Below are 20,989 nucleotides of genomic sequence, written 5' to 3'. Positions count from 1 at the left end.
CGACGGCAACGCCAACGACCTCACCGGCCAAGGCACCGTCGACGACACCGGCTGGACCCAAACCCTCCTCTCCGCCCAACCCTCCACCGTCAGCTAGCACGGCACCGCCGGCCGGCGAAACCGCGAAGGACCCCGGGAACTCCCGGGGTCTTCCGCCTTTCCCTGTGCGGCGGATGTGACGGCCGTCCGGCGGCCGGTCCGAGCCGGCGGTTCATCCGCCCGGACCGGCCGCCCTGAGGGGAGCGGAAGCCGAGCGCGGGAGTCTCTTGACTGCAGATCATTTGTCGTTATCGTCGGGAGTCAATAACGTCGGAGAACGTTAGGGAGCGGCCTCATGTCCCTCAATGGAGCAAGCCCCTGATCGGGCGGCGATCTTCCGGATCGGGCGCGCGGCAACGGCCTGAGGCGTGAACGCCCATGGTTCCCTCGGCGTCCAGATCCTGGTGTGCGCCCCCGTCGGCCCGGTTCTGCCGGGCCGCCCCCGCCTCGGTGTCCGGCTGCCGCACCAGACCTCACGGGTCGCCGTTCCACGGCTTCTCAACGCGTTCTTCCTCGCCCGACCGCCCGCACCCATGTGGCCCGGCCGTCGACGCCGACGGCCGCATCGTTCGGCCGAGCCTTAAGGAGAACCACATGGAGTTACGGCTCCTGGGTCCGATTGAGCTGCTGAGCGATGGGCGGCAGGTCCCGCTCGGGGGAGCCAAGCCACGGGTGCTGCTCGCGACCCTGCTCCTGGCCCCCTGCCGGGTGATCACCGTCGAGCGCCTCATCGAGGCGATCTGGCAGGACGACCCGCCGGCGAGCGCGCGCGGGGTCCTGCAGACCTATGTCGCCTCGCTGCGCCGCGCGTTCGCCGGCGCCGGCTTGCCGGAGGTCATCGTCTCGCACCGGCTGGGCTACGCCGCCGAGGTCCCGCCGGACAGCCTGGACAAGGACGTCTTCGAACGGCTCGTCGAGCAGGGCCGGCGGGCGGCGCGCGACGGAGGCCACCGCGAGGCCGCGCAGTCATTCCGGGCGGCCCTGGCGCTGTGGCGAGGCCCGGCACTGGGCGGGATCGGCGACACCTACCTGCGCGCGGAGGCGGCCAGACTGGAGGAGCTGCGGCTGGCGGCGCTCGAGGAGCGGATCGCGGCCGATCTGGCGATGGGCCAGGATGACGGCCTGGTCGACGAGCTCAGCAAACTCGTCACGGCCCATCCGGCACGCGAGCGGCTGCGCCGTGACCTCATGGTGCTGCTCTATCAAGCCGGGCGGCAGGCGGACGCGCTCGCGACCTACCAGCAGGGCCGGCGGGTGCTGGTCGAGGAGCTGGGCATCGAACCGGGGCCGGAGCTGCGCCGCGTACACGAGTCCATCCTGCGTTCCGATCCCGCGCTGCTGCGCGCGGCGAAGGTGCCCCCGCCCCGGCAACTGCCCTGGCCGCCGCCCGACTTCACCGCCCGCGAGGAGGAGCTCGCGGACCTGCGCGCCCGGCTCACCGGGCAGGACACCATGCCGGTCTGCGTGATCTTCGGGCCGGGCGGCGTCGGCAAGTCGGCCCTGGCGCTGCGTGCCGCGCACGAGATCGCGCATCACTACCCCGACGGGCAGCTGCATGTCGAGCTGCGCGGCACCACGGAGGTGCCCCCCACCCCACAGGAGGTGCTCGGCCGGCTGTTGCGCGACCTGGAGCCCGGCACGCCGCCGCCCGGCACCCTGGAGGAGTGCGCCGCCCGCTACCGCACCCTGCTGGCCGACCGGCGCAAGCTGATCGTGCTGGAGGACGCCGCCGCCGAGCGGCAGGTCCGGCCGCTGCTGCCGGGCGCCCGCGGCTGCGGTGTGATCGTCACCTCCCGCAACCGGCTGGCCGGCCTGGCCGGCGCGTCCGTGCTCGACCTGGGGTTGTTACCCGACGATGCCGCTCTCCACCTGCTGGGGCGGGTGGCCGGCGCGGAACGCGTCGCCACCGATCCGGACGCGGCGGCGCGCATCGTACGGCAGTGCGGCGGCCTGCCGCTCGCGCTGCGCATCGCCGGGGCGCGGCTGGTGTCCCGCCGCCATTGGCCGGTGGCCCGGCTGGCCGACCGGCTGGCCGACGAGCAGGGCAGGCTGGACGAGCTGGCCGCCGGAGACCAGGAGGTGCGGGCCGGCATCGCCCTCAGTTACGACCTGCTGCCGCCCGAGGCCAAGACCGCGCTGCGCCGCCTGGGCCTGCTCGGCCTGCCGTACGTCCCGGTATGGGTGGCGGCCGCGGCCATGGAGACCGGCCTGGACGAGGCCGAGGAGGTGCTGGATCAGCTGGTGGACGTCTCTCTCGCAGCCGTGGTGGGCACCGACGCGACCGGCCGGGCCCGCTACCGGCTGCACGACCTGATCCGGCTGTTCGCCCGGGAACGCGCGCACGCGGAGGAACCGGAGGCGGAGCGTACCTCGATGGTGCGCAGGGTGCTCGGCGGCTGGTTGTGGCTGCTCGAACGGCTCAGCGAGGCGGTGCCCAGCGGCTGGATCCCGTTGCGGGTCACCGTCGGCCTGGCCCGGCCGGTGGAGCCGGAGGTGGCGCGGATGGCGCTGGCCGATCCGCATGGCTGGTTCCGCGGCGAAGAGGAGTCGCTGATCGTCGCGGTGGAGCTGGCGACCGCCATGGATCTCGACGACATCGCCGTGGGGCTGGCCGCCGCGCTGTCCTCGGTGGCCTTCGAGGGCAGCCAGTACGTCTTCGACAACCCGTTCGCCACCTGGCACCGTACGCACGAGGCCGCGCTGGCGGTGGCGCGGCGCATGGACAACGCGCTGGGCGAGGCGACCCTGCTCGGCGGCCTTGGCCACCTGCACTACGAACGTGACCAGTACGCCGAGTCCCGCGAGTATCTGGGCCAGGCGCTGTCCCTGTTCCGCTCCGCGGGGGATGCCCGTGGGGAGGCGGCCACGCTCGCCGCTCTCGGCGCCGCCTGCCGGGAGCAGGGGTACCTGCCCGAGGCGCTGCACTTCCTGGGCAGGGCGAGCGCGCTGTGGGCGGGCCTCGCCGACCCGGCGGCCCTCGCCCACGTCAAGCGCATGACCGGCACCGTGCACCTGGAGCGCGGCGACTTCCCCGCCTGCCGGGCCGACCTGGACGCCGCGCTGTCGTTGTACCGGGAGGCGGGCAACCGCCGCGGCGAGGGGCTGACGCTGCGCTCCATGTCCCTGTACCATCGCGCCCGGGGCGAGCTGGCGCGCTCGGAGGAGCACTGCGAGCACGCGCTGACGATCTCCCGCGATCTGGGCGACCGGCTGATCGAGGCGTACTGCATGCGTTCCCTCGGCAAGACCTGGATGCGGCTCGGCCGGTTCGACGCGGCACGCGGAGCCATGGAGGAGTCGCTCGCCGTGTGCCGGACACTGACCGACCGCTGGGGTGAGGCGTGCACCCTGCGCACGCTCGGCGAGCTCGACCTGGCCGAAGGCCGGCTCTACCAGGCCAGGAGCCGCCTCACGGAGTCGCTGGCGTTGTGGGAGACGCTGCGCACCGCCCTGTTCCGCGCCCGTACCCTGCGCGACCTGGCCCTGGTGCACAAGGCGCTCGGCGAGGACGCCGCCGCCAAGACGACCTTGGACGAGGCGATGGAGATCTTCCGGCTGCACGAGGCGCGCGAAGCGCACGAGCTCGGCGGGTGACTTCTGAAAGAGCGCTTACAGCGCTTTTGGAGCGGCGCGGGGCATCATGGGCGTCGGCGTTTTCACATGGAACGCCAACAGACATCATGGAGGCCCGTATGCCGGAGATCGTGCTCCTGTCCGACCCGCGGATCGCCGAGGTGCCGGTGAAGGAGTGCGACGAACCCTTGGTGGATCTGCGCGCTCTGGAGTCCCTCCGGGTCGACCGGCGGCTCGCCGATCCGGAAGGCGCGTACGCGCGTGTGCGGCTGAGCGTGGCCGATCGCCTGGTCGCCGCGCAGACCCGGCTGCCTCGTCGGCTGCGCCTGGTGGTCGTGGAGGGATTCCGCCCGGCGGCCCTGCAGCACCGCTACTTCGCCGGCTCCGTGGCCGCGCACCGGGCGGCCCATCCGGACTGGGACGAGCGGCGGGCCCAGTTGGAGGCCAGCAGGTACGTCTCCCCGCCCGAAGTGGCCCCGCACGTCTCCGGCGGCGCGGTGGACCTGACCCTGTGCACCGTCTCCGGCGTCGAGCTCCCGATGGGGACGGAGGTCAACGCCACCCCGCCGGAGAGCGACGAGGCGTGTTACACCGCCTTCCCCGGCATCTCGGCCGAGGCCCGCCACAACCGCGACATCCTGGGAGTCGCCATGACGTCGGCCGGGTTCGTCAACTACCCCACCGAGTGGTGGCACTGGTCCTACGGCGACCGCTACTGGGCGTTCAGCACGGGCGCGCGTTACGCCCGCTACGGCATGAGCGCCGGTCCCGCTCTCTGAGCCCTCCGCCGAGGAGATCCGCACGGGGGTTCGACCGGGAATTTCTTCGTCCGGCACTGTAGAACCCGCTTTCGGGGGCAGGGACGTCCGCTATGACCCCACTCCTCGTCGCGGCCCTGGTAGCGCTCCTGGCCGGCGTGATAGTCGCCCTCAGTCAGAAGGCATGGCCCGTGGCGTGCCTGTGCGTCGGCCTGGGCCTGGCTCTCTTGGCCGACGCCGGCGTCATCCCCAGCTGACGTCCGCCGGAGCCGCGCGGAGCCGGGCCGCCACCGGGACCGCGCGGCCGCCCGGAGCCGGGCCACGGTCGTGCCCGATGATGGAGGGCATGGACGAGATGTTGCTGCTGAGGCACGGCGAGACCGAGTGGAGCCGGACGGGCAGGCACACCGGCCGCACCGACGTCCCGCTGACCGCCCGCGGCGAGGAGCAGGCACGGGCGCTCGCGCCGCTGGTCAAGGAGTGCGCGTTCGATCTCGTGCTGTCCTCACCCGCGCGGCGCGCACGCCGTACGGCGGAGCTGGCCGGACTCCCGGGGTACGAGGTCGACGCCGACCTGTGGGAGTGGGACTACGGCGGCCACGAGGGGTTGACCACGCCCGGGATCCGCGAGACGCGCCCCGGCTGGTACCTGTGGCGCGACGGCGTGCCGCCCGGCGACGCCGAGCATCCCGGCGAGAGCGCCGCCCAGGTCGGGGCGCGGGCCGACCGGGTGATCGCGCGGGCGCGGCGGGCGCCGGGCCGGGTGGCGCTGGTGGCGCACGGCCATCTGCTGCGGGTGGTCGCGGCACGCTGGCTGGGCCTGCCGCCCGAGGAGGGCCGCTTCTTCAAGCTGGAGACCGGCACCTACTCGCGGCTCGGCTTCGAGCACGCCGAGCCGGTCATCGTGACCTGGAACGCGCCGGTCAGCCGACCCTGACGCGCAGCGCCGACTCGTGCAGGGCCCGGCTCACCAGCCAGCCGCGCAGCGAGCCCAGCCGGGGGTCGTAGGAGACGGGCCGCTCCCACAGGGCGACGAAGACGCTCTGGGTGACCTCCTCGGCGTAGGCCTGGCTGCCGGTGACCCTGACGGCCACGCCGTACACGTAGGGGCCGTGCTCGTCGTAGGCGGTGGCCAGCGCGTCGAGGTCGCCCGCGATCAGGCGGGCGCTCAGTTCGGCGTCGGCGGTCATCAGTCGCAGCCCAGGGTGGCGGCGGCGCGCACCAGCTCGCGGGCCAGCGCGGGGTCGCCCTCGGCGGCGTACGGGAAGGAGTCGGGCGGCCGGCGGCCGGCCATCAGCCTGCAGAAGGCGACGGCGTCGGCCGACAGCAGCACGGCCACGTGGTCGGAGGACGGCGAGAGCGGGACCGTCCAGGTGCCGCCGCCCGGTCCGGTGAGCACCACGGTGGCGGAGACGTCGCGGCGCGGGCCACCGACCGCCCTCGGCAGCAGGGCCAGCCCGAACTCGGCGATCATCCGTACGTGCTCGTCGCGCGGGACGGCGGCGGGCCGGTCGGTGACGGCCCTGATGTCGTCGGCGTGGGTCCAGGTCTCGAACGTCCGCTGGATCATCGCGTGGCGCAGCGAGCCGCGGGCCGGCCGGGTGCCGGCCAGTCTGAGCTCGGTGCCGAGGAGCACGTCGGTGCTGCCGGAGACCTGTTGCAGGAGCGACCCGGCCTGCTGGCGCCAGCGCCGGCGCATCGGCGCGCCGGCCGTGGCGGGCACCCCCATGAACGTGGCCACCAGCGCGTCGTTGCCGGTCAGGTGCTCCACCAGGGCGCGTACGGTGCCGTGCCTGACGACCGGCGCGTCCCACTGGCGCTCGCTCAGCTCGCCCAGCAGCTCGTCCATGAGCGCGACCTGCTCGGCGTACGGCACGGCCACGGCGGCGGCCGCCGAGGAGGCGGGGCCGCGGATCCGCCGCGCCATGGAGAGCACGGCCTCGCGCAGCGTGGGCGGCGGCGGGAGGCCGGAGTCGAGGCCGGGCCGGTCGGCGAGGGTGATCGCAGCGCTGCAGTCGGGGCAGGACGCGACGTGGTCGTCGGGGCGCTGCCCGTTGTAGAGGTACGGGTCCGTCATGGCCACCTCCGTGGCCCGACGCTAACCGCTCACGTCCCGTGGCGCCAGACGGGCGCGGGGAGTTCGCCGGCCGGAAGCCGCCCTCGCCGGAAAGGCGGGTCGCCCTTCGCACGACCCTTCTTGACCGAGCGATGCTCTACTTCGCGGCGCGACACGGGGTCAGGCGAGCGCCTGGGCGGGTTGCGGGCCCCTTCCGGTGAGCCATTCCAGCACCCGGCGGTGCCCGGAGGCGGCGTCCTCGAAGTGCCCCCAGTGCCAGTAGCGCGGCTGGTCAAGGACCCCGGTCACCCACGTGCGGTAGGCGACCGAGTCCGTGGAGCCCCCGGAGGCAGCGGGCGCGACGCCGTAGGTGCGTATCACGACCTTGCCGCCGGTCGCGAAGAGCACGTCGTCGGCGATCGGATAGAGCGTCATCTGGTCAAGCATGAAACCGATCATGTCCGGACGGCGAGACCGGGGAGTTACACCCCCGGCGCGCCCTCGTTAAGCGGACGCGCCGGAGGTTAACTCGTCGTTACACCAGGAGGCCGTCGAACTCTCCGTCCTTCACTCCGAGCACCAAGGCCCGGATCTCGTCACGGGTGTAGATCAGCGCGGGGCCGTCGGGGAAGCGCGAGTTGCGCACCGCGATCCCGCCATCAGGGAGCTTCGCGAGCTCCACGCAGTTGCCCTGAGAGTTGCTGTAGCGGCTCTTGCGCCAGGCGACCTGCTTCAGGTCGGCCGCGGGCATGCCGTTGTAGGTCTGCTTCATCTACATCTTTCTGAGAAGACCGCCGATGAGCTCGACGGTGCCCCCTGGCGTGGTGCTCTCCACGCATAACTGCGCCATAGCCGTGAGGTACGGGTCGATGTCCTCACGCTTGTCCAGATACAGGGCACCCCAGAGCTGCTCAACGTAGACAACGTCCGACAAATCGGACTCGGGAAACCGCAAGATGCTGAACGCACCCCCTTCAGCGGCGTGCATGCCGAACCTGAAGGGCATCACCTGCACGGTGATATTGGGAAGGGCAGCCACTTCCAGCAGATGCTGGAGCTGCTCGGACATGACCTCCCGCCCGCCGATGATCCGCTTGAGGGTCGCCTCGTCGATGACCGCCCACAACCGCGGGCCGTCCTTCTGCGTGAAGCGTTCTTGCCGCTGCATACGCAGATGCACGCGGCGCTCGATCTCCTCAGGAGTGGCATCAGGGTTGCCGAGCTGGTAGACCGCCCGCGCGTAGGCCGCCGTCTGCAGCAGACCGGGAACGAACTGCACCTCATAGGTGCGGATCACGTTCGCGGCCTCCTCCAGCCCCACGTACGTGGTGAACCACGAGGGAAGCACGGCCGAGTACTTGTGCCACCACCCGGGGGTGTTGGCCTCGCGGACCATTTCCAGCAGGGCACGGCGCTCGGCATCATCGACGACGCCGTACAGGGTGAGCAGGTCTTCCACATCACGTGTCTTGAACCCGACCCGACCGAGCTCCATCCGGCTGATCTTGGACTCGGACGCCCGGATGTGGAATCCGGCCTGGTCGCGGGTGAGCTCGCTGGCCTCACGCAGACGCCGAAGGCTGGCGCCGAGCATGATGCGCCTCACGGTCGAACCAGAACCGGGCGGATCGAGGGACACGCGCTGCTCCTTGGTTGTTTCCTTGACACACAGTCTGTCACTTCACGGCCGAAAGATCATCAGCCGTGGACAAGATCCCCTTTCTCGTAGTTTGACCATTTGATGGCAACGGTAGCGCCTGCAAGGACTGGCTGCACGTGCATTCGCTCTTGCACCTGCACGAGAGTTTGTCGCAGAATGATCACCGTGCAATCCACACTGGCGTCCTGCCAATGGACCACGTTCGACTGGTGGCCTCCTGTCGGCTGGTGGCCTGAGGCGGCGCGCGACTTACTGGTCCCCGGCCCGTCCGCCAGCGCCACGTTCGTCCTGCCGCCCGTCCCCTCCTCCGTGCACGCCGCCCGCTGCTTCGCGGCCGCCGCGCTGGCCGGCTGGAAACTCGAGGAACTCACCGACACCATGGAGCTCGTGGTCTCCGAGCTCGCGACCAACGCCCTCCGCCACGGGCTGCGCGAGTCCGAGCCTCCCGGCGCGCGTCCCGTGCACATGTCGCTCATACGCCGCGGCACGCTCGTCACCAGCGCGTTCACCGACCCGGCGTCCTCGGTCCCGGCGTTGCGCTATCCGGGGCCGCTCGACACCGGCGGTCTCGGGCTGCACATCGTCGAGTCGGTCAGCCGCCGGTGGGGCTGGTCCGCGCTCGCACCTCAGGGAAAGATCGTCTGGGCAGTCCTCTGCTGACAGAAGGTGATCTGCATTACCGTGGTTGGCTATGGCTCACGGTGAGTCCCGCGTGCGACCCCTGAGAGTGCTGACCGATGGATGATCACCTGCTCGGCTGGCTGCGAACACTTGACGAAGACGGGCTCGGCCGCATCCTGGCCAACCGGCCCGACGCCATCGCGGCGCCGTGGCCGCGGCGGCTCGACACCCTCGCCCAGCGGCTGGGCAACGGCTTCGCCGTGATGGAGGCCCTGCGCGGGCTGCCACTCCCCTGCCTGGAGCTGGCCCAGGCCTGCCTGGTCGTGCGCCACGCCACCCCCGAGCGGCTGGCGGCCTTCCTCGGTGTGCCCGTCGAAGAGGTGACCCCCTGGCTCGAACGCCTCTACGACCACGCGCTCGCCTGGCCCGACGCCGAGGGGGCGGTGCGCCTGGCGGACGCGGTGTCGCGCTGGTGGACCGCGCCGCTCGGCCTGGGCGAGCCGCTCGACCACTACCTCAACTCCTGGACGATCAGCACCGACACCCTCCGCACGCTGGCCCGCAGCCTCGGCCTGGCCCCTCCCGGCAACAAGCGCCGCACGATCGCCCGGGTGAGCGAGGTGCTCGGCGATCCCGAGCGGCTGGCCGCGCTGCTGAGCCACGCCCCCGAGGGCACCCGCGAGCTGCTCGACGGTTTCGCCTGGGACGGTCCCGTCCGCGACGTCGACGGCGGCCGGTTCGTGATGCCGGGCACGCCCGAGAAATGGTCGGCCGACCACGGCCTGCTCTACCGGCCCAGCTGGCACGTGGCCGAGATGCCGCGCGAGGTCGCGCTCTGCCTGCGCGGCCCTGGCTACCACCCGCCGTTCACGCCCGGGGCGTCCGAGGTCGCCACCATCCCGATCGACCCCGAAGAGGTCGACCACCTGATGACACTGGCCGCGCCGCACGTGGTCGAGCGGTGCGCGGCGCTGCTCGACAACACCTCCAAGGCGCCGCTGCCGCTGCTCAAGACCGGCGGCGTGGGCGTACGCGAGGTGCGCCGCATCGCCAAGGAGACCGGCTGCGACGAGGACGAGACCCGGCTGCTGCTGGAGATCTGCGCGGTGGCCCGGCTGCTCGCGCTCGACGAGAAGTCCGGCGGCATGGTGCCCACCGAGCGCTTCGACCGCTGGCGGCTCGACGAGGGCTCGGCGCGGCTGCGGGTGCTGCTGTCGGCCTGGTGGCGCATGGAGCGCTCGTCGCTGCGCCGGATCGACGGCAAGTACGGCACCGTGCTGGGCGACGACCAGGCGGGCGCCGCCGTGGCCCGGATCCGCCGGGCCGTGCTGACCACGCTCGCCCATCTGCCCGCCGGCACGGCCTTCGCCGACCGGAACGGGCTCGTCCGCGACGTGCACTGGCACGCGCCGCTGCTCGACCAGGCCCTGCTGGCCACCTGCGCCTCGGCGGTGCTCGACGAGGCCCGCCTGCTCGGGCTGCTGGCCAACGACTCGCTGACCGACCTCGGCCGGGCGCTCGCCGGGCTGGCCGCCGGCGCGGGCGACGAGAACGACGCCTCGGTGCCACTGGTCGAGCACGATCCGCTGCTGGTGGAGGCGTCGACCCGGGCGCTGGCCAGCGTGCGCCGCAGCGCCCTGTTCGGCCCCGACCTGACCGCCGTGGTGACGGGCCCGCCGTCGACGGAGCTGGCGGCGCTGCTCGACCGGGTGGCCGAACGCGAGTCGCGCGGCGCCGCATCGGTGTGGAGGTTCACCACCGAGAGCGTGCGCGGCGCCCTCGACCACGGTTACGAGGCCGGCGCGCTACTGGAGGAGCTGGCCGGGGTGGGCACCATCCCGCAGCCGCTCGAGTACATGGTGCGCGACGTGGCCCGCCGGCACGGCGAGGTCACGGTGACCACGGTGGGCTGCGTGGTCCAGGCCTCCGACCCCACGCTGCTCGCCGAGATCGCCGGTCACCGGCGGCTGACCCGGCTCGGCCTGCGGCTGCTCGCGCCCACGGTGCTGGTGAGCTCGGCACCCGCCGAGCGCACCCTGGCGGCGCTGCGGGACAACGGCTACTCGCCGGTGCCGGTCGCCGACACGGGTGAGATCGCGATCCGCCGCACCCGCATCGAGGAGCCGCCGAACGGCAAGCTCATCCTGCTGCCCGGCGGGCAGGTGGCCGAGCTGGCCGACTTCGCCGACCACGACGCGCTGCGGCACGTGCTCGCGGATCCGGCCCCCGACCCGCACGAGCACGCCCGCCGCCTGGTCGCCGCCGGCAAGGCGGCCGAGCACAGCGGCCGCACCTGGGCCGTCATCGGCCGGATGGCGACCCGGCTGCCGACCGCGCAGCAGTCGCTGCTCGGCTTCGTCGTCGACCGCGGTGTCCGCGCGGGCATCACGCTGACCGACGGACTTACCGCCACGATCAGCCACGGGGAGCTCAAGGGCGGCGCCCTCGACGCCTGGTGCGAGGAGGCGGGCGACTACCTGGAGTTTCCCCTGGCCGAGATCATCGAGGTCACAGGAGCTTATTAGCCTTCTTCAGGTCGGCCACGAGCTGCTCGACGAAGTCGGCGTAGCCCTGGTAGCTGAAGGGCGCCTCGGCCTTCCACGGGTAGAGCTGGCCGGCCTTGACGGCGGGCAGCTTGGCGAAGGTCGGCTTCTTCATCATCTCCGCGGGCTTGAGCGCCTGGGTGCGGGTGTCGTACAGGATCACGTCGGCCTCGTACATGTCGGCGTTCTCCCAGCTCAGGGTCTGGAAGAAGCCGCCGTCGTCCACCTTGGACGGCGTGATGACGTTCAGGCCGTTGTCGGTGAGCAGGCGGATGTCCGGGTACTCCGGCGGGTTGACGACCCACATCTGGTCGGGGCCGCCGGACATCATGAGGACCTTGAGGTCCTTGAACTGGGCCAGTTCCTTGGTGGCGGCCTCAAGGCGCGCCTTGGCCTCGGGCACGCCCTGCATGTCGGCGCCGAGTGACTTGGCGAGCTCCTCGTACCTGCCGATCACCTGGGTGGCGGTCTGGCCGGTCAGCATGATGCCGGCGGTCGGGGCGACCTGCTCGATCGTGTCCTTGGACTTCTCCGGGACGTACCAGAGGGTGCCCTTGTCGTACATGCTGCTGACCAGCAGGTCGGGCTGGAGCCCGATGTACTGCTCCACGTTGAACTCGTCCCACACGTTGCCGAGGCCGGTGACCTTGGTGATGTCGACGTTGCCCACCTGCGGGTCCTTGCTGCCGTCCGACAGCTTGTGCGGGCCGAACACCGCGATCGGGCGGACCCCGAAGTCCCACAGCGCGGCGGCGGAGCTGACCTGGGCGACGATCTTCGTGGGCGCCTTGGCCTGCTCCAGCTTCTTGCCGCGGTCGTCGGTGAACGTCCAGGAGGTGGACGCGGAGGCCGGCTGCGAGGCGGGCGTGTCGCCCGTGGCCTCGGTCCCGGAACCCGATCCGCAGGCGGCCAGCGTCAGTGCCGCCGCGACACCCGCGGCCGTCAGAAATCCCCTACGCGCCAGTCCTGGTCGCGACATGTACAGCTCCTAAGGTTAGGCTTGCCTTGGTATCAAGGCTTTAGATTAGCCTTACCTTAATTTGACCGCTACGGAAGGGGGTCGGGTGCGCCCGGCTGAGGATACGGAGCCGGCCGCCCCGGTGGCCCGGACCGCCGACGAACGCGAGGCGCCGGCGCCGCGCCGCGGGCGCTCGGCCGCGCTGGCCGGCGGGCTCGTGATCGCCCTCGGCCTGCTGGTGCTGATGGCGATGGCCAGCGTCGCGCTGGGGGCCCGCTCGGTCCCTCTGTCCGTGGTGATCGACGCGCTGACCTCGCCCGACGGATCCAGCGACCACACCGTGATCCGCGAGTTGCGCATCCCCCGCACACTGCTGGGCATCGGGGTTGGGGCCTCGCTCGGACTGGCCGGCGCGCTCATGCAGAGCCTGACGCGCAACCCGCTGGCCGACCCCGGGCTGCTGGGCATCAACGAGGGCGCGGCACTGGGCGTCACGTTCGCGCTGGCGCTGCTCGGGCTCACCGATCCGGCCGTCTACGTCTGGTTCGCCTTCGGCGGGGCCGCGCTGGCGTCCGTCATCGTCTACTCGCTGGGCGCCGCGGGCCGCTCGGGCGCGGGTCCGGTACGGCTGACGCTCGCCGGCGTCGCGGTGGGCATGGTCTTCACCGCGATGTCCTCGGCGGTCCTGCGGATGGACCCGCAGACGTTCGACCGGATGAGGTTCTGGCTGACCGGCTCGCTGGCCGCGCAGAGCGCCGACGTGCTGGTGCGGCTGGCGCCTTTCATGGCCGCCGGCATCGTGCTGGGGCTGCTGCTGTCCAGGCCGCTCAACATGCTGTCGCTGGGCGACGACGCGGGCAAGGCGCTCGGCGTGGCCGTCACCCGCACCCGGGTCCTCACCGGGGTCGCGGTGACGCTGCTGTGCGGAGCGGCCACGGCCGCCGCCGGGCCGCTGTGGTTCGTGGGCCTCGCCGTCCCCCACGCGGTGCGCGCCCTGGTGGGTCAGGACCAGCGGTGGGTGCTGCCCTACTCGGCGCTCGCCGCACCGGTGCTGCTGCTGGCCGCCGACGTGGCCGGGCGGCTCATCGCCCGGCCCGGCGAGGTGCAGGTGGGCATCATGTGCGCGATGGTCGGCGCCCCGATCTTCATCCTGCTGGCCAGGCGCAGAAGGCTGGCCGCCCTGTGACCGCGCATCGTCCCGTCCCGCCGGTGTCCGAGCGGCGGCCCCGGGCCGTCCGCCTGGGCGGCTGGTCGCTGCGGCTCGCGCCCCGTGCCCTGCTCGTCGGGGTGCTGCTCGTGCTGACCGCCTTCGCCGTGGCCGTGCTGGCCATCTCGACCGGCGAGTTCACCGTGCCCGTGCCCGACGTACTGGCCGCGCTGCTCGGCGACGGCCCGCCCGTCGCCGAGCTCATCGTGAACAAGCTGCGCGCGCCCAGGGTCCTCACCGGCCTGCTGGTCGGCGCGGCGTTCGGGCTCAGCGGGGCGATCTTCCAGAGTCTGACCAGAAACCCGCTCGGCAGCCCCGACTTCATCGGCTTCTCCGCCGGGGCGTCCACCGGCGGCATCCTCGTCGTGGTCGCCGGCGGCTCCGCCGCGCAGATCGCCGTCGGCTCGATGACCGGCTGCGTGGTGACCGCGGTGCTGGTCTACCTGGCGGCGTTCCGGCGCGGCGTGCAGGGCTACCGGCTGGTGCTCGTCGGCATCGGCGCCAACGCGTTGCTCATCTCCGCCAACAACTACCTGCTGACCAGGGCCAACATCAACGACGCCGCGACCGCCGGCGCCTGGCTCACCGGCAGCCTCGGCGGGCGCGACTGGTCCTACGTCCTTCCGCTGACCGTGGCGCTGGCCGTGCTGCTGCCCGCCTGCGCGTACGTGTCCAGGCCGCTGCGGATGATCGAGATGGGCGACGACTCGGCCCGCGCGATGGGCATCCGGGTGGAGGCCGTGCGGGCGGTGGCCATCGTGGCCGGGGTGCTGCTGTGCGGCGTGGCCACGGCCGCCGCGGGCCCGGTCGCCTTCGTCGCGCTGGCCGCTCCCCAGCTGGCCCGTCGCCTGACCCGCTCCCCCGGCGTCACGATGGCCTCCTCGGCGCTCGTCGGCGCCGTGCTGCTGACGGCCGCCGACCTGGCCGCCCAGCGCGTGATCGCCCCTGCCCAACTGCCCGTCGGCGTGCTCACCGCCGCGATCGGCGGCACGTACCTCGCCCTGCTGCTGCGAAAGGACCGCCACTGATGGCCCGTTCCGAGCTCGCCGTCCCCTCGGCCACGCGCCTGTCCGGCGCCGGCCTGACCCTCGCCTACGACCAGCGCGTCGTGGCCGAGCAGTTGGACGTGGCGATCCCCGACTCGTCGTTCACCGTGATCATCGGCCCCAACGCGTGCGGCAAGTCCACCCTGCTGCGCGCCCTGGCCCGGATGCTGCGGCCCAGGAAGGGGGCCGTGCACCTGGACGGCAGCCTGATCACCTCGCTGCCGTCGAAGGAGGTCGCGCGCCGGCTCGGGCTGCTGCCGCAGAGCTCGATCGTGCCCGACGGCATCACGGTGGCCGACCTGGTGGGGCGCGGCCGCTACCCGCACCAGCGGCTGATGCGGCAGTGGTCGCGGGCGGACGAGACGGCCGTGGCCGGCGCGATGCGCGCCACCGACGTGGCGGTGCTGGCCGACCGGATCGTGGACGAGCTGTCGGGCGGGCAGCGGCAGCGGGTGTGGCTGGCGATGGCGCTCGCCCAGGAGACGTCCATCCTGCTGCTGGACGAGCCGACGACGTTCCTCGACATCGCCCACCAGATCGAGGTGCTCGACCTGTGCGCCGAGCTGCACGAGACGGGCCGCACGATGGTGGCCGTGCTGCACGACCTCAACCAGGCGTGCCGCTACGCCACCCACCTGATCGTCATGCGCGAGGGACGCATCGTCGCGCAGGGCGACCCGTCGGACATCGTCACGCCGGAGCTGGTGAGCCAGGTCTTCGACCTGCGGTGCGAGATCATCCCCGACCCGCAGACCGGCACCCCGCTCATCGTCCCCGAGTCGCGCCGCCGGGTGAGCGTCGCGTCCTGAGCGGCGTCCCTCTCAGAGGGTTCCGCAGCGGCGCACCACGAGCACGGCCAGCGCGCGTGTGACGTCACGCAACTCGGCCAGCGCCACCTGCTCCCGGGGGGCGTGCGCGAACCGTACGTCTCCGGGCCCGTAGTGCAGCGTCGGGATGCCGCCCGCCGCGTAGAGGCGCAGGTCGCTGCCGTACGGCGCGGCCGTCTCCCGTGGCGACCCGCCCGAGGTGTCGGCGACCGCCCGGTTGACCTCGCTGAGCAGCGGATGCGCCTCGGGCAGCCGCCCGCTGGCGAACTGGCCGCCCGGCCAGGTGACGACCGGGGGGTTCGCGCGCAGCCACGGACCGGCCGCGCCGAGCACCGCCTCCTCGAACGCCGCCCGCGCCTCGGCGGGATCCTCGTCGAGGCGGACGCCCAGCCGCCCCTCGGCGACGAGCAGGTCGGGCACGGTGCTCGCCCAGTCGCCCGCCCGCACGGTGCCGACCTCGATCGGGTACGGGAGCGGGTTGGCGGCGAACGCGGCCGGGGCGTCGCGGTTGCGCTCGGCCTCCAGCCGCCGGATCGCCTCGAACACGGGCCAGAACACCTCGATGGCGTTGACCCCTTCGTACCGGGTGGCGCCGTGCGCGGCCCGCCCGGAGATCTCCAGCCGGAACGTCAGCGCCCCGGCGTTGGCCGTGATGACGGCGCCGCTGGTCGGCTCGGTGATGACGGCGGCCTGCGCGGTGTGGCCCCTGGCGAGCGTCGCGAACGCCCCGAGCCCGCCGTCCTCCTCGCTGACCACGCAGTGCAGGGCCAGCGGCCTGGCCAGCCGCACACCGGCCTTCCGGATCGCGCGGATCACGGCCAGGTTGGCCACCAGCCCGGCCTTCATGTCGCAGGCGCCCCGGCCGTGCAGGGTGTCGCCGATGATCCTGGCGGCGAACGGGTCGCTGCCCTGCCACTTGGCCAGGTCGCCGGTCGGCACGACGTCGACGTGGCCCTGCAGCGCCAGCGCCGGGATCCCCTCGCCCTCGCTGACGCCCACCACGCCGTAGCCCTCGGCCCTGGGCGCCTCGGTGCCGGGGAAACCGTCGCGGGCTCGGAGCTCGTCGAGGTCGAGCTTCCAGACGTCCACGTCCAGATCGGCCTCGGTCAGCAGGCGGGCGAAGGTGTGCTGCAGCTCCGACTCGGCGTCGGTGCCGGTGACGCTGGGCACCTTGACCGTCTCGGCCAGCAGGTTGACGGTGTCGGAGTCGTCGATGGCGTTGAGGACCCGGGCTTCCACGTCGTGCATGGAGCACACCATCTCATGTCGTGAACCTGTGCCGCGATCCGTGGAGATACCAGGCGGAAAGTGCACCTTGCGACGCCGGCGAGCGTCGGGGGCCCCTCTCACGGAACGTAAACTTGGCACGTGCTAGAGCCCAAGTTCGAGATTCAGATGCTGCACGACAGGGTCATGATCAAGCTGGACCAGGCGTCCGAGGAGCGGCGGAGCGGATCCGGGATCGTCATTCCCGCCACGGTCAAGCTCGCCAACCGGCTGGCCTGGGGCGAGATCTGCGGCGTCGGGTCCAACGTGCGCTCGGTCAAGGTCGGCGACAAGGTGCTGCTCAACCCCGAGGAGCAGTTCGAGGTGGAGTTGCACGCGCAGGTCTACCTCGTGATGCGCGAGCGCGATCTGCACGCGGTCGCCACCCAGGAGACCGACCACGGCACCGGCCTCTATCTGTGAGATCCGTGAGGCTCAGGCCCGCGTGAAGCCCAGCCAGAGGCTCGCCGTCCACGTCCGGCGCGGGATCGGGGCGAGCACCCGCGTCACCTTGCCGTCCAGGCCGAGCACCGCCAGGCGGTAGTCGCCGCGGTGGGTCATGACCGCGATGACGTGGTTCTCGTCCCACCAGCCGAACAACGCCACCGGCTGCACGGCGACCCGCCGCGCGATCCGGCCGGTGGCCGGGTCCGCCAGGCAGAGCCCTTCCCTGAAGCGCGCGGGGCACCACACGGCCAGCCGCCTGCCCGACGGCGAGTAGGAGTCCTCCGGGCCGGTCGGCAGGCCGATCGAGGGATGGGCGCCGATGACCGCGCCGTCGGTGGCGCGGTGGGTGCGCAGGCCGCCGTTGTGGCGCGCGACCAGCTTGCCGTCCGGGCTCCACCAGAAGCTCGCGCCGCGGTCGAGGCCGGACAGGCGCACGGTGCGGGCGGTGCCCGCCGCCACGTCGACCACGGTGAAACCGGCCGCCTGCCACCGGCCGGCGACCTTCCGCTCGACGGTCAGCACGACCTGTTTGCTGTCGCGGGTCCACGAGACGTAGGAGGCGGTCAGCGGCTTGGCGACGGTGCGGACCCGCCGGGTCGCGCCGGTGGCCCGGTCGGTGAGCAGGAGCGCGTCGAAGCCGGCCCGGTAGGTGCCGGGCACTCCGGCGACCGTGCGCCCGTCGGGTGAGACCGCGGCCTCGGCCAGGGCGGGCTGCCGGGTGAACGCGGCTCCGGTCCTGGCCCGCAGGTAGGTGCTCTTCGTGCCGAGTCCGTACGCGCTGAGCCGTACGGGATCACCGGTCTGCTCGGTGTAGCTCACCCTCACGCCGGGGAGCGGCACCGTGCCGGCCGTGGCGGCGGGGGCGAGCAGCGTCATGGACAGCGCGATGGCGATATGGGCGAGCACGCCCGCAGAATAGGCGCGAGACCCGGCGAAGAGCGCCGATCATAGGGATCAGGTATGGGACGGGTCAGATGAACCTGTTGGCCAGCATCACCAGGTCGATCCCGACCGTCTTGCAGCCCAGGTAGACGATCGCGATCGCCGCCACGGCCGTGATGATCAGCACGATGATGCGGATCGTCCAGCCCTGCTTCTTGTACCACTCGGTCCAGGCGTGCAGCACCCGCTTGCCGAACTCGAGCACCCGGTGGGCCCAGTGGAACTCCGTGGACAGGACCGCCAGACCGGCGAACACGACCAGCCAGCCGGGGCCGGGGAAGGGCACCATGATGAGCCCCCCGACCACCATGACACCCCCGATCACACCAATGATGATCTTGAGCGTGAGCGCGCCGGTGCGGTTGGACCTGATGCCGTCCAGCCAGCCGTGCAGCCCGGAACGACGTGCGGGCATGGCGGAGCGACGTGCGGCCTCGTCCTTGACCACATCGGAATCTCCGGTGTCGGAGTCACGGATCGGCACTGTCCCCCCGGACGGTCGGTGTGTCCCCAAGGATACGACGGGAGCGACAAGGGTCAGTCGAAACCCCGGACAATGACCCAAAAACCACTCAAGGGTAAAACATCCTGACTGAACCACTATGTTCCGGCAATCGTCGGTTAATGTCTGTTATGCCCGAGGTCATGCTTCGCACCGTCACCGGCCCCATCCGCGCGGCCGCCATCACCGGTGCCGTTCTCCCCCATGAGCACCTGCGCGACGACATGCGCTGGGCGGTCGGCATCGACTCCGACCCGTACCGGTGGCTCGACGAGGAGCACACCGTCATCGCGGAGCTCCGGGATCTGCGCCAGTCCGACCAGCTCAACCTGATCGTCGATCTGACCTGCATCGGCATGGGCCGGGACCCCGACACCCTGGCCCGCATCGCCGCCGCCGGCCGCGTGCCGGTCATCGCCGCGACCGGCCTGTTCACCGAACCGTTCACGCGAACCCGCCAGGCCGACGTGGAGACGCTCACCGGGCTGCTGCTGAGCGACATCCTGGACGGCATCGACGGCACCGGCGTGTTCCCCGGCGTGATCGGCGAGGTCGGCTGCTGGGACGCCCGCTGCACCCCCGCCGAGCAGAACGCCCTGATCGCCGCCGCCCGCGCCTCCCTCGCCACGCGACTGCCGGTCGCCACCCACGGCCAGGACAGCCTGGGCATGCTGGAGATCCTGCTCGCCCAGGGCCTGCCCGCCTCGCGTGTCAGCGTCCGGCACACCGGCCCCGACCTGCCCACGGCTCGCAAGATCGCCGAGTCGGGCGCGTACGTGAGCCTGACCACGCTCGCCGCCGGCCCCGACGAGGCCGCCCGGATCGCGCTCGGCCTCATCGAGGACGGGCACACCGAGCGCCTGCTGGTCGGCACCGGGCTCAGCCGGATCGCGCAGACCCAGAAGTACGGCGGACCGGGGTACGCGCAGCTCTTCCACGCGCTGCTGCCGCGCCTGCGGGAGGTCGGCGTCGACGAGGACACCATCCGGGTCGTCACCCGCGACAACCCGCTGCGCTGGCTCACCGGCGTCGACGTCTGAGGCCGCTCTCCGGCGCATGCCCGGTCCGTGGCGGCGGGCGGGCAGACTGATCGCATGAGCGCTGTCTGGGTGATCAGCGGGCCGCCGGGCGCGGGCAAGTCCACAGTGGCTGCCGCGCTGCTCACCCGCCTCCTGCCGGTGCCCGCCCTGCTCGACAAGGACACCGTCTACGGCGACTTCGTGGCGGCCGTCCTGCGGGGCCACGGCCGCCTGCCCGGCGAGCGCGAGGGCCCGTGGTACGACGAGCACGTCAAGCGGCACGAGTACGCCGGGCTGACCCGGACCGCGCGGCAGATCAGGGAGCACGGCTGCCCGGTCATGCTGGACGGCCCGTTCACCGGCCAGGTCCACTCGGTGGACAGATGGCAGCGGTGGGTCGAGGAACTGGGCGGCTCGCCGGTGCACCTGGTGTGGGTGCGCTCCGACGGCCCGACGCTGCGCGAGCGGCTGATCACCAGGGGGTTCGAGCGTGATGCCGGCAAGCTGGCGGCGTTCGAGGCGTTCCTGAAGGCGATCCGGGTGGACGAGCCGCCGGCCGTACCCCATCTGGAGATCGACGGGCGGCGCGGGGCGGCGCCGCTGGACGAGCAGCTCACGGCGGCGGGGCTGACCTAGCCCACCCGGTATCTCTCGTCGCGCACGTCGAGGATCGCCATGTGACCCGGCAGGTGGCCGATCGCGTAGTCGACGCCGCTCGCCATGATCACGGCCTGCGGCGTCACCCCGCACGCCCAGAACAGCGGCACCTCCCCCGGCCGCACTTCGACGGGGTCGCCGAAGTCGGGCCGGGCCAGGTCGGCGATGCCGAGCGCGGCCGGGTCGCCGATGTGCACGGGCGCGCCGTGCACCATCGGGTAGCGACCGCTGACCTCGATCGCCGTCTCGACCAGCGCCTCGGGGACCGGCCGCATCGACACGACGAGCGGCCCCGACAGGGTCGTGGTCGGCGCGCACGGGACGTTCGTCCGGTACATCGGCACGTTCGTCCCCGACTCCAGATGCCGGACCGGCACCCCCGCGCCGAGCAGCGCCCGCTCGAAGGTGAAGCTGCAGCCGATGAGGAACGGCACCAGGTCCTCGCGCCACTCCTCCACCACGTCGCCGAGGTCGGCGACCGGCCGCCCGTCGCGGTAGAGCCGGTAACCGGGCAGGTCGGTGCGCAGGTCGCCGGTGAACAGGCCAGTGCTCCACGCCCCGGGCTCGCCCACGTCGAGCAGCGGGCAGGCGCGCGCGTTGCGGTGGGCGAACAGCAGCAGCTCGTAGCCGAGTTGTCTCGGCACGGCGATCAGGTTGGCCTGCGTCCAGCCCCTGCACCAGCCCGCGGTCGGCACCCTCTCGCCCTCGCGGAAGCGCCTGCGCGCCTGTGCGGGGGTCAGGTCTGCGACATCCACCCTCTGACAGTACGTCAGGAGTCCGGAAATCCCGTCAGACGCGGAGACCTATCCGTGCTGCTCGGCACGGGTGGGCCAGGGCCGTCTTCGGCGGCGCGTTCGTGCTGTGGGCC

The 20,989-nt window shown here is 72.3% G+C and carries 21 protein-coding genes; 11 read left to right on the top strand and 10 right to left on the bottom strand.

The genetic code is table 11. The annotated features are described in order from the left end of the window. The first annotated feature begins 633 nt into the window (after nt 1-633). The 3 genes from AB0I38_RS13870 (at nt 634) to AB0I38_RS13860 (ending at nt 5,307) form a co-directional block, all read left to right on the top strand. Nucleotides 634-3,633 (top strand): AfsR/SARP family transcriptional regulator, encoded by a 3,000-nt coding sequence (locus AB0I38_RS13870; protein WP_358466688.1) that lies wholly within the window; start codon nt 634-636, stop codon nt 3,631-3,633. Between the two features lie 98 nt (nt 3,634-3,731). Further along, nucleotides 3,732-4,391: a M15 family metallopeptidase gene (locus AB0I38_RS13865; RefSeq protein WP_358466686.1), complete on the top strand. Its 660-nt coding sequence runs from the start codon at nt 3,732-3,734 to the stop codon at nt 4,389-4,391. A 325-nt stretch (nt 4,392-4,716) separates the two neighbouring features. Next, a complete protein-coding gene (locus AB0I38_RS13860; protein ID WP_358466684.1) occupies nt 4,717-5,307 on the top strand; it encodes a histidine phosphatase family protein in 591 nt (196 codons plus the stop codon). Here AB0I38_RS13860 and AB0I38_RS13855 read toward each other — a convergent pair. From AB0I38_RS13855 to AB0I38_RS13835, 5 genes are all read right to left on the bottom strand, one after another. After that, complete coding sequence (locus tag AB0I38_RS13855; RefSeq protein WP_358466682.1) at nt 5,294-5,560, bottom strand: sigma factor; 267 nt, start codon at nt 5,558-5,560, stop codon at nt 5,294-5,296. The genes AB0I38_RS13860 and AB0I38_RS13855 overlap by 14 nt on opposite strands. Beyond that, the gene (locus AB0I38_RS13850) at nt 5,560-6,447 is read right to left on the bottom strand and encodes a maleylpyruvate isomerase N-terminal domain-containing protein (protein WP_358466680.1); all 888 of its coding nucleotides are present in this window, start codon (nt 6,445-6,447) and stop codon (nt 5,560-5,562) included. The genes AB0I38_RS13855 and AB0I38_RS13850 overlap by 1 nt, the downstream gene beginning before the upstream one ends. A 159-nt stretch (nt 6,448-6,606) precedes the next feature. Further along, nucleotides 6,607-6,873 (bottom strand): hypothetical protein, encoded by a 267-nt coding sequence (locus tag AB0I38_RS13845; RefSeq protein ID WP_358466678.1) that lies wholly within the window; start codon nt 6,871-6,873, stop codon nt 6,607-6,609. 88 nt (nt 6,874-6,961) lie between these two features. Beyond that, a complete protein-coding gene (locus AB0I38_RS13840) occupies nt 6,962-7,198 on the bottom strand; it encodes a DUF397 domain-containing protein (RefSeq protein ID WP_189126032.1) in 237 nt (78 codons plus the stop codon). Beyond that, the gene (locus AB0I38_RS13835; RefSeq protein WP_358467113.1) at nt 7,199-8,020 is read right to left on the bottom strand and encodes a helix-turn-helix domain-containing protein; all 822 of its coding nucleotides are present in this window, start codon (nt 8,018-8,020) and stop codon (nt 7,199-7,201) included. 222 nt (nt 8,021-8,242) lie between these two features. Here AB0I38_RS13835 and AB0I38_RS13830 point away from each other — a divergent pair, with 222 nt between their 5' ends. Next, complete coding sequence (locus tag AB0I38_RS13830; protein WP_358466676.1) at nt 8,243-8,746, top strand: ATP-binding protein; 504 nt, start codon at nt 8,243-8,245, stop codon at nt 8,744-8,746. 77 nt (nt 8,747-8,823) lie between these two features. Beyond that, nucleotides 8,824-11,232 carry a helicase-associated domain-containing protein gene (locus AB0I38_RS13825; RefSeq protein ID WP_358466674.1) on the top strand — a complete coding sequence of 803 codons (2,409 nt, stop codon included), beginning with the start codon at nt 8,824-8,826 and terminating at the stop codon, nt 11,230-11,232. Here the strand turns inward: AB0I38_RS13825 and AB0I38_RS13820 are convergent. Then, nucleotides 11,216-12,229, bottom strand: coding sequence for an ABC transporter substrate-binding protein (locus tag AB0I38_RS13820; RefSeq protein WP_358466672.1), 1,014 nt, complete (start codon nt 12,227-12,229; stop codon nt 11,216-11,218). The genes AB0I38_RS13825 and AB0I38_RS13820 overlap by 17 nt on opposite strands. A gap of 85 nt (nt 12,230-12,314) precedes the next feature. On the opposite strand from AB0I38_RS13820, the gene AB0I38_RS13815 reads away from it, so the two are divergent. From AB0I38_RS13815 to AB0I38_RS13805, 3 genes are read left to right on the top strand one after another with little or no spacing between them, the layout of a single operon-like run. Next, a complete protein-coding gene (locus AB0I38_RS13815) occupies nt 12,315-13,394 on the top strand; it encodes a FecCD family ABC transporter permease (RefSeq protein ID WP_358466670.1) in 1,080 nt (359 codons plus the stop codon). Continuing rightward, nucleotides 13,391-14,443, top strand: a complete 1,053-nt coding sequence (locus tag AB0I38_RS13810; RefSeq protein WP_358466668.1) for a FecCD family ABC transporter permease — start codon at nt 13,391-13,393, stop codon at nt 14,441-14,443. Before AB0I38_RS13815 ends, AB0I38_RS13810 begins: the two co-directional genes overlap by 4 nt. Beyond that, the gene (locus tag AB0I38_RS13805) at nt 14,443-15,270 is read left to right on the top strand and encodes an ABC transporter ATP-binding protein (protein ID WP_358466666.1); all 828 of its coding nucleotides are present in this window, start codon (nt 14,443-14,445) and stop codon (nt 15,268-15,270) included. The genes AB0I38_RS13810 and AB0I38_RS13805 overlap by 1 nt, the downstream gene beginning before the upstream one ends. 12 nt (nt 15,271-15,282) lie before the next feature. Here the strand turns inward: AB0I38_RS13805 and AB0I38_RS13800 are convergent, their stop codons facing one another. Further along, on the bottom strand, nt 15,283-16,536 hold the full coding sequence (locus tag AB0I38_RS13800) for an ArgE/DapE family deacylase (protein WP_358466664.1): 1,254 nt from the start codon (nt 16,534-16,536) through the stop codon (nt 15,283-15,285). Nucleotides 16,537-16,656: 120 nt separating this feature from the next. Here AB0I38_RS13800 and AB0I38_RS13795 point away from each other — a divergent pair, with 120 nt between their 5' ends. Beyond that, on the top strand, nt 16,657-16,977 hold the full coding sequence (locus tag AB0I38_RS13795) for a GroES family chaperonin (protein ID WP_358466662.1): 321 nt from the start codon (nt 16,657-16,659) through the stop codon (nt 16,975-16,977). A gap of 12 nt (nt 16,978-16,989) precedes the next feature. Here AB0I38_RS13795 and AB0I38_RS13790 read toward each other — a convergent pair whose 3' ends face one another. After that, nucleotides 16,990-17,907, bottom strand: a complete 918-nt coding sequence (locus tag AB0I38_RS13790; protein ID WP_358466660.1) for a TolB family protein — start codon at nt 17,905-17,907, stop codon at nt 16,990-16,992. Between the two features lie 64 nt (nt 17,908-17,971). Continuing rightward, on the bottom strand, nt 17,972-18,427 hold the full coding sequence (locus AB0I38_RS13785; RefSeq protein WP_358466658.1) for a TIGR02611 family protein: 456 nt from the start codon (nt 18,425-18,427) through the stop codon (nt 17,972-17,974). A gap of 161 nt (nt 18,428-18,588) precedes the next feature. On the opposite strand from AB0I38_RS13785, the gene AB0I38_RS13780 reads away from it, so the two are divergent. Both AB0I38_RS13780 and AB0I38_RS13775 read left to right on the top strand, forming a co-directional pair. After that, the gene (locus tag AB0I38_RS13780) at nt 18,589-19,485 is read left to right on the top strand and encodes a phosphotriesterase family protein (RefSeq protein ID WP_358466656.1); all 897 of its coding nucleotides are present in this window, start codon (nt 18,589-18,591) and stop codon (nt 19,483-19,485) included. A gap of 54 nt (nt 19,486-19,539) precedes the next feature. Next, on the top strand, nt 19,540-20,100 hold the full coding sequence (locus AB0I38_RS13775; RefSeq protein ID WP_358466654.1) for an AAA family ATPase: 561 nt from the start codon (nt 19,540-19,542) through the stop codon (nt 20,098-20,100). Here the strand turns inward: AB0I38_RS13775 and AB0I38_RS13770 are convergent. Beyond that, a complete protein-coding gene (locus AB0I38_RS13770) occupies nt 20,097-20,876 on the bottom strand; it encodes a putative hydro-lyase (protein ID WP_358466652.1) in 780 nt (259 codons plus the stop codon). The two genes, AB0I38_RS13775 and AB0I38_RS13770, sit on opposite strands and share 4 nt — an antisense overlap. Nucleotides 20,877-20,989 lie beyond the last annotated feature (113 nt).

Source organism: Nonomuraea cavernae (genome assembly GCF_040655715.1).
In the GTDB taxonomy this organism is placed as follows: domain Bacteria; phylum Actinomycetota; class Actinomycetes; order Streptosporangiales; family Streptosporangiaceae; genus Nonomuraea; species Nonomuraea cavernae_A.
Note: the sequence above shows the minus strand (reverse complement) of the source record. Positions and strands in the feature narration are given on the sequence as shown.

Coding starts and splice junctions, on each gene's coding strand:
- AB0I38_RS13870 (WP_358466688.1), top strand. CDS start 634: ATGGAGTTACGGCTCCTGGGTCCGATTGAGCTGCTGAGCGATGGGCGG.
- AB0I38_RS13865 (WP_358466686.1), top strand. CDS start 3,732: ATGCCGGAGATCGTGCTCCTGTCCGACCCGCGGATCGCCGAGGTGCCG.
- AB0I38_RS13860 (WP_358466684.1), top strand. CDS start 4,717: ATGGACGAGATGTTGCTGCTGAGGCACGGCGAGACCGAGTGGAGCCGG.
- AB0I38_RS13855 (WP_358466682.1), bottom strand. CDS start 5,560: ATGACCGCCGACGCCGAACTGAGCGCCCGCCTGATCGCGGGCGACCTC.
- AB0I38_RS13850 (WP_358466680.1), bottom strand. CDS start 6,447: ATGACGGACCCGTACCTCTACAACGGGCAGCGCCCCGACGACCACGTC.
- AB0I38_RS13845 (WP_358466678.1), bottom strand. CDS start 6,873: ATGCTTGACCAGATGACGCTCTATCCGATCGCCGACGACGTGCTCTTC.
- AB0I38_RS13840 (WP_189126032.1), bottom strand. CDS start 7,198: ATGAAGCAGACCTACAACGGCATGCCCGCGGCCGACCTGAAGCAGGTC.
- AB0I38_RS13835 (WP_358467113.1), bottom strand. CDS start 8,020: ATGCTCGGCGCCAGCCTTCGGCGTCTGCGTGAGGCCAGCGAGCTCACC.
- AB0I38_RS13830 (WP_358466676.1), top strand. CDS start 8,243: ATGATCACCGTGCAATCCACACTGGCGTCCTGCCAATGGACCACGTTC.
- AB0I38_RS13825 (WP_358466674.1), top strand. CDS start 8,824: ATGGATGATCACCTGCTCGGCTGGCTGCGAACACTTGACGAAGACGGG.
- AB0I38_RS13820 (WP_358466672.1), bottom strand. CDS start 12,229: ATGTCGCGACCAGGACTGGCGCGTAGGGGATTTCTGACGGCCGCGGGT.
- AB0I38_RS13805 (WP_358466666.1), top strand. CDS start 14,443: ATGGCCCGTTCCGAGCTCGCCGTCCCCTCGGCCACGCGCCTGTCCGGC.
- AB0I38_RS13800 (WP_358466664.1), bottom strand. CDS start 16,536: ATGCACGACGTGGAAGCCCGGGTCCTCAACGCCATCGACGACTCCGAC.
- AB0I38_RS13780 (WP_358466656.1), top strand. CDS start 18,589: ATGCTTCGCACCGTCACCGGCCCCATCCGCGCGGCCGCCATCACCGGT.
- AB0I38_RS13775 (WP_358466654.1), top strand. CDS start 19,540: ATGAGCGCTGTCTGGGTGATCAGCGGGCCGCCGGGCGCGGGCAAGTCC.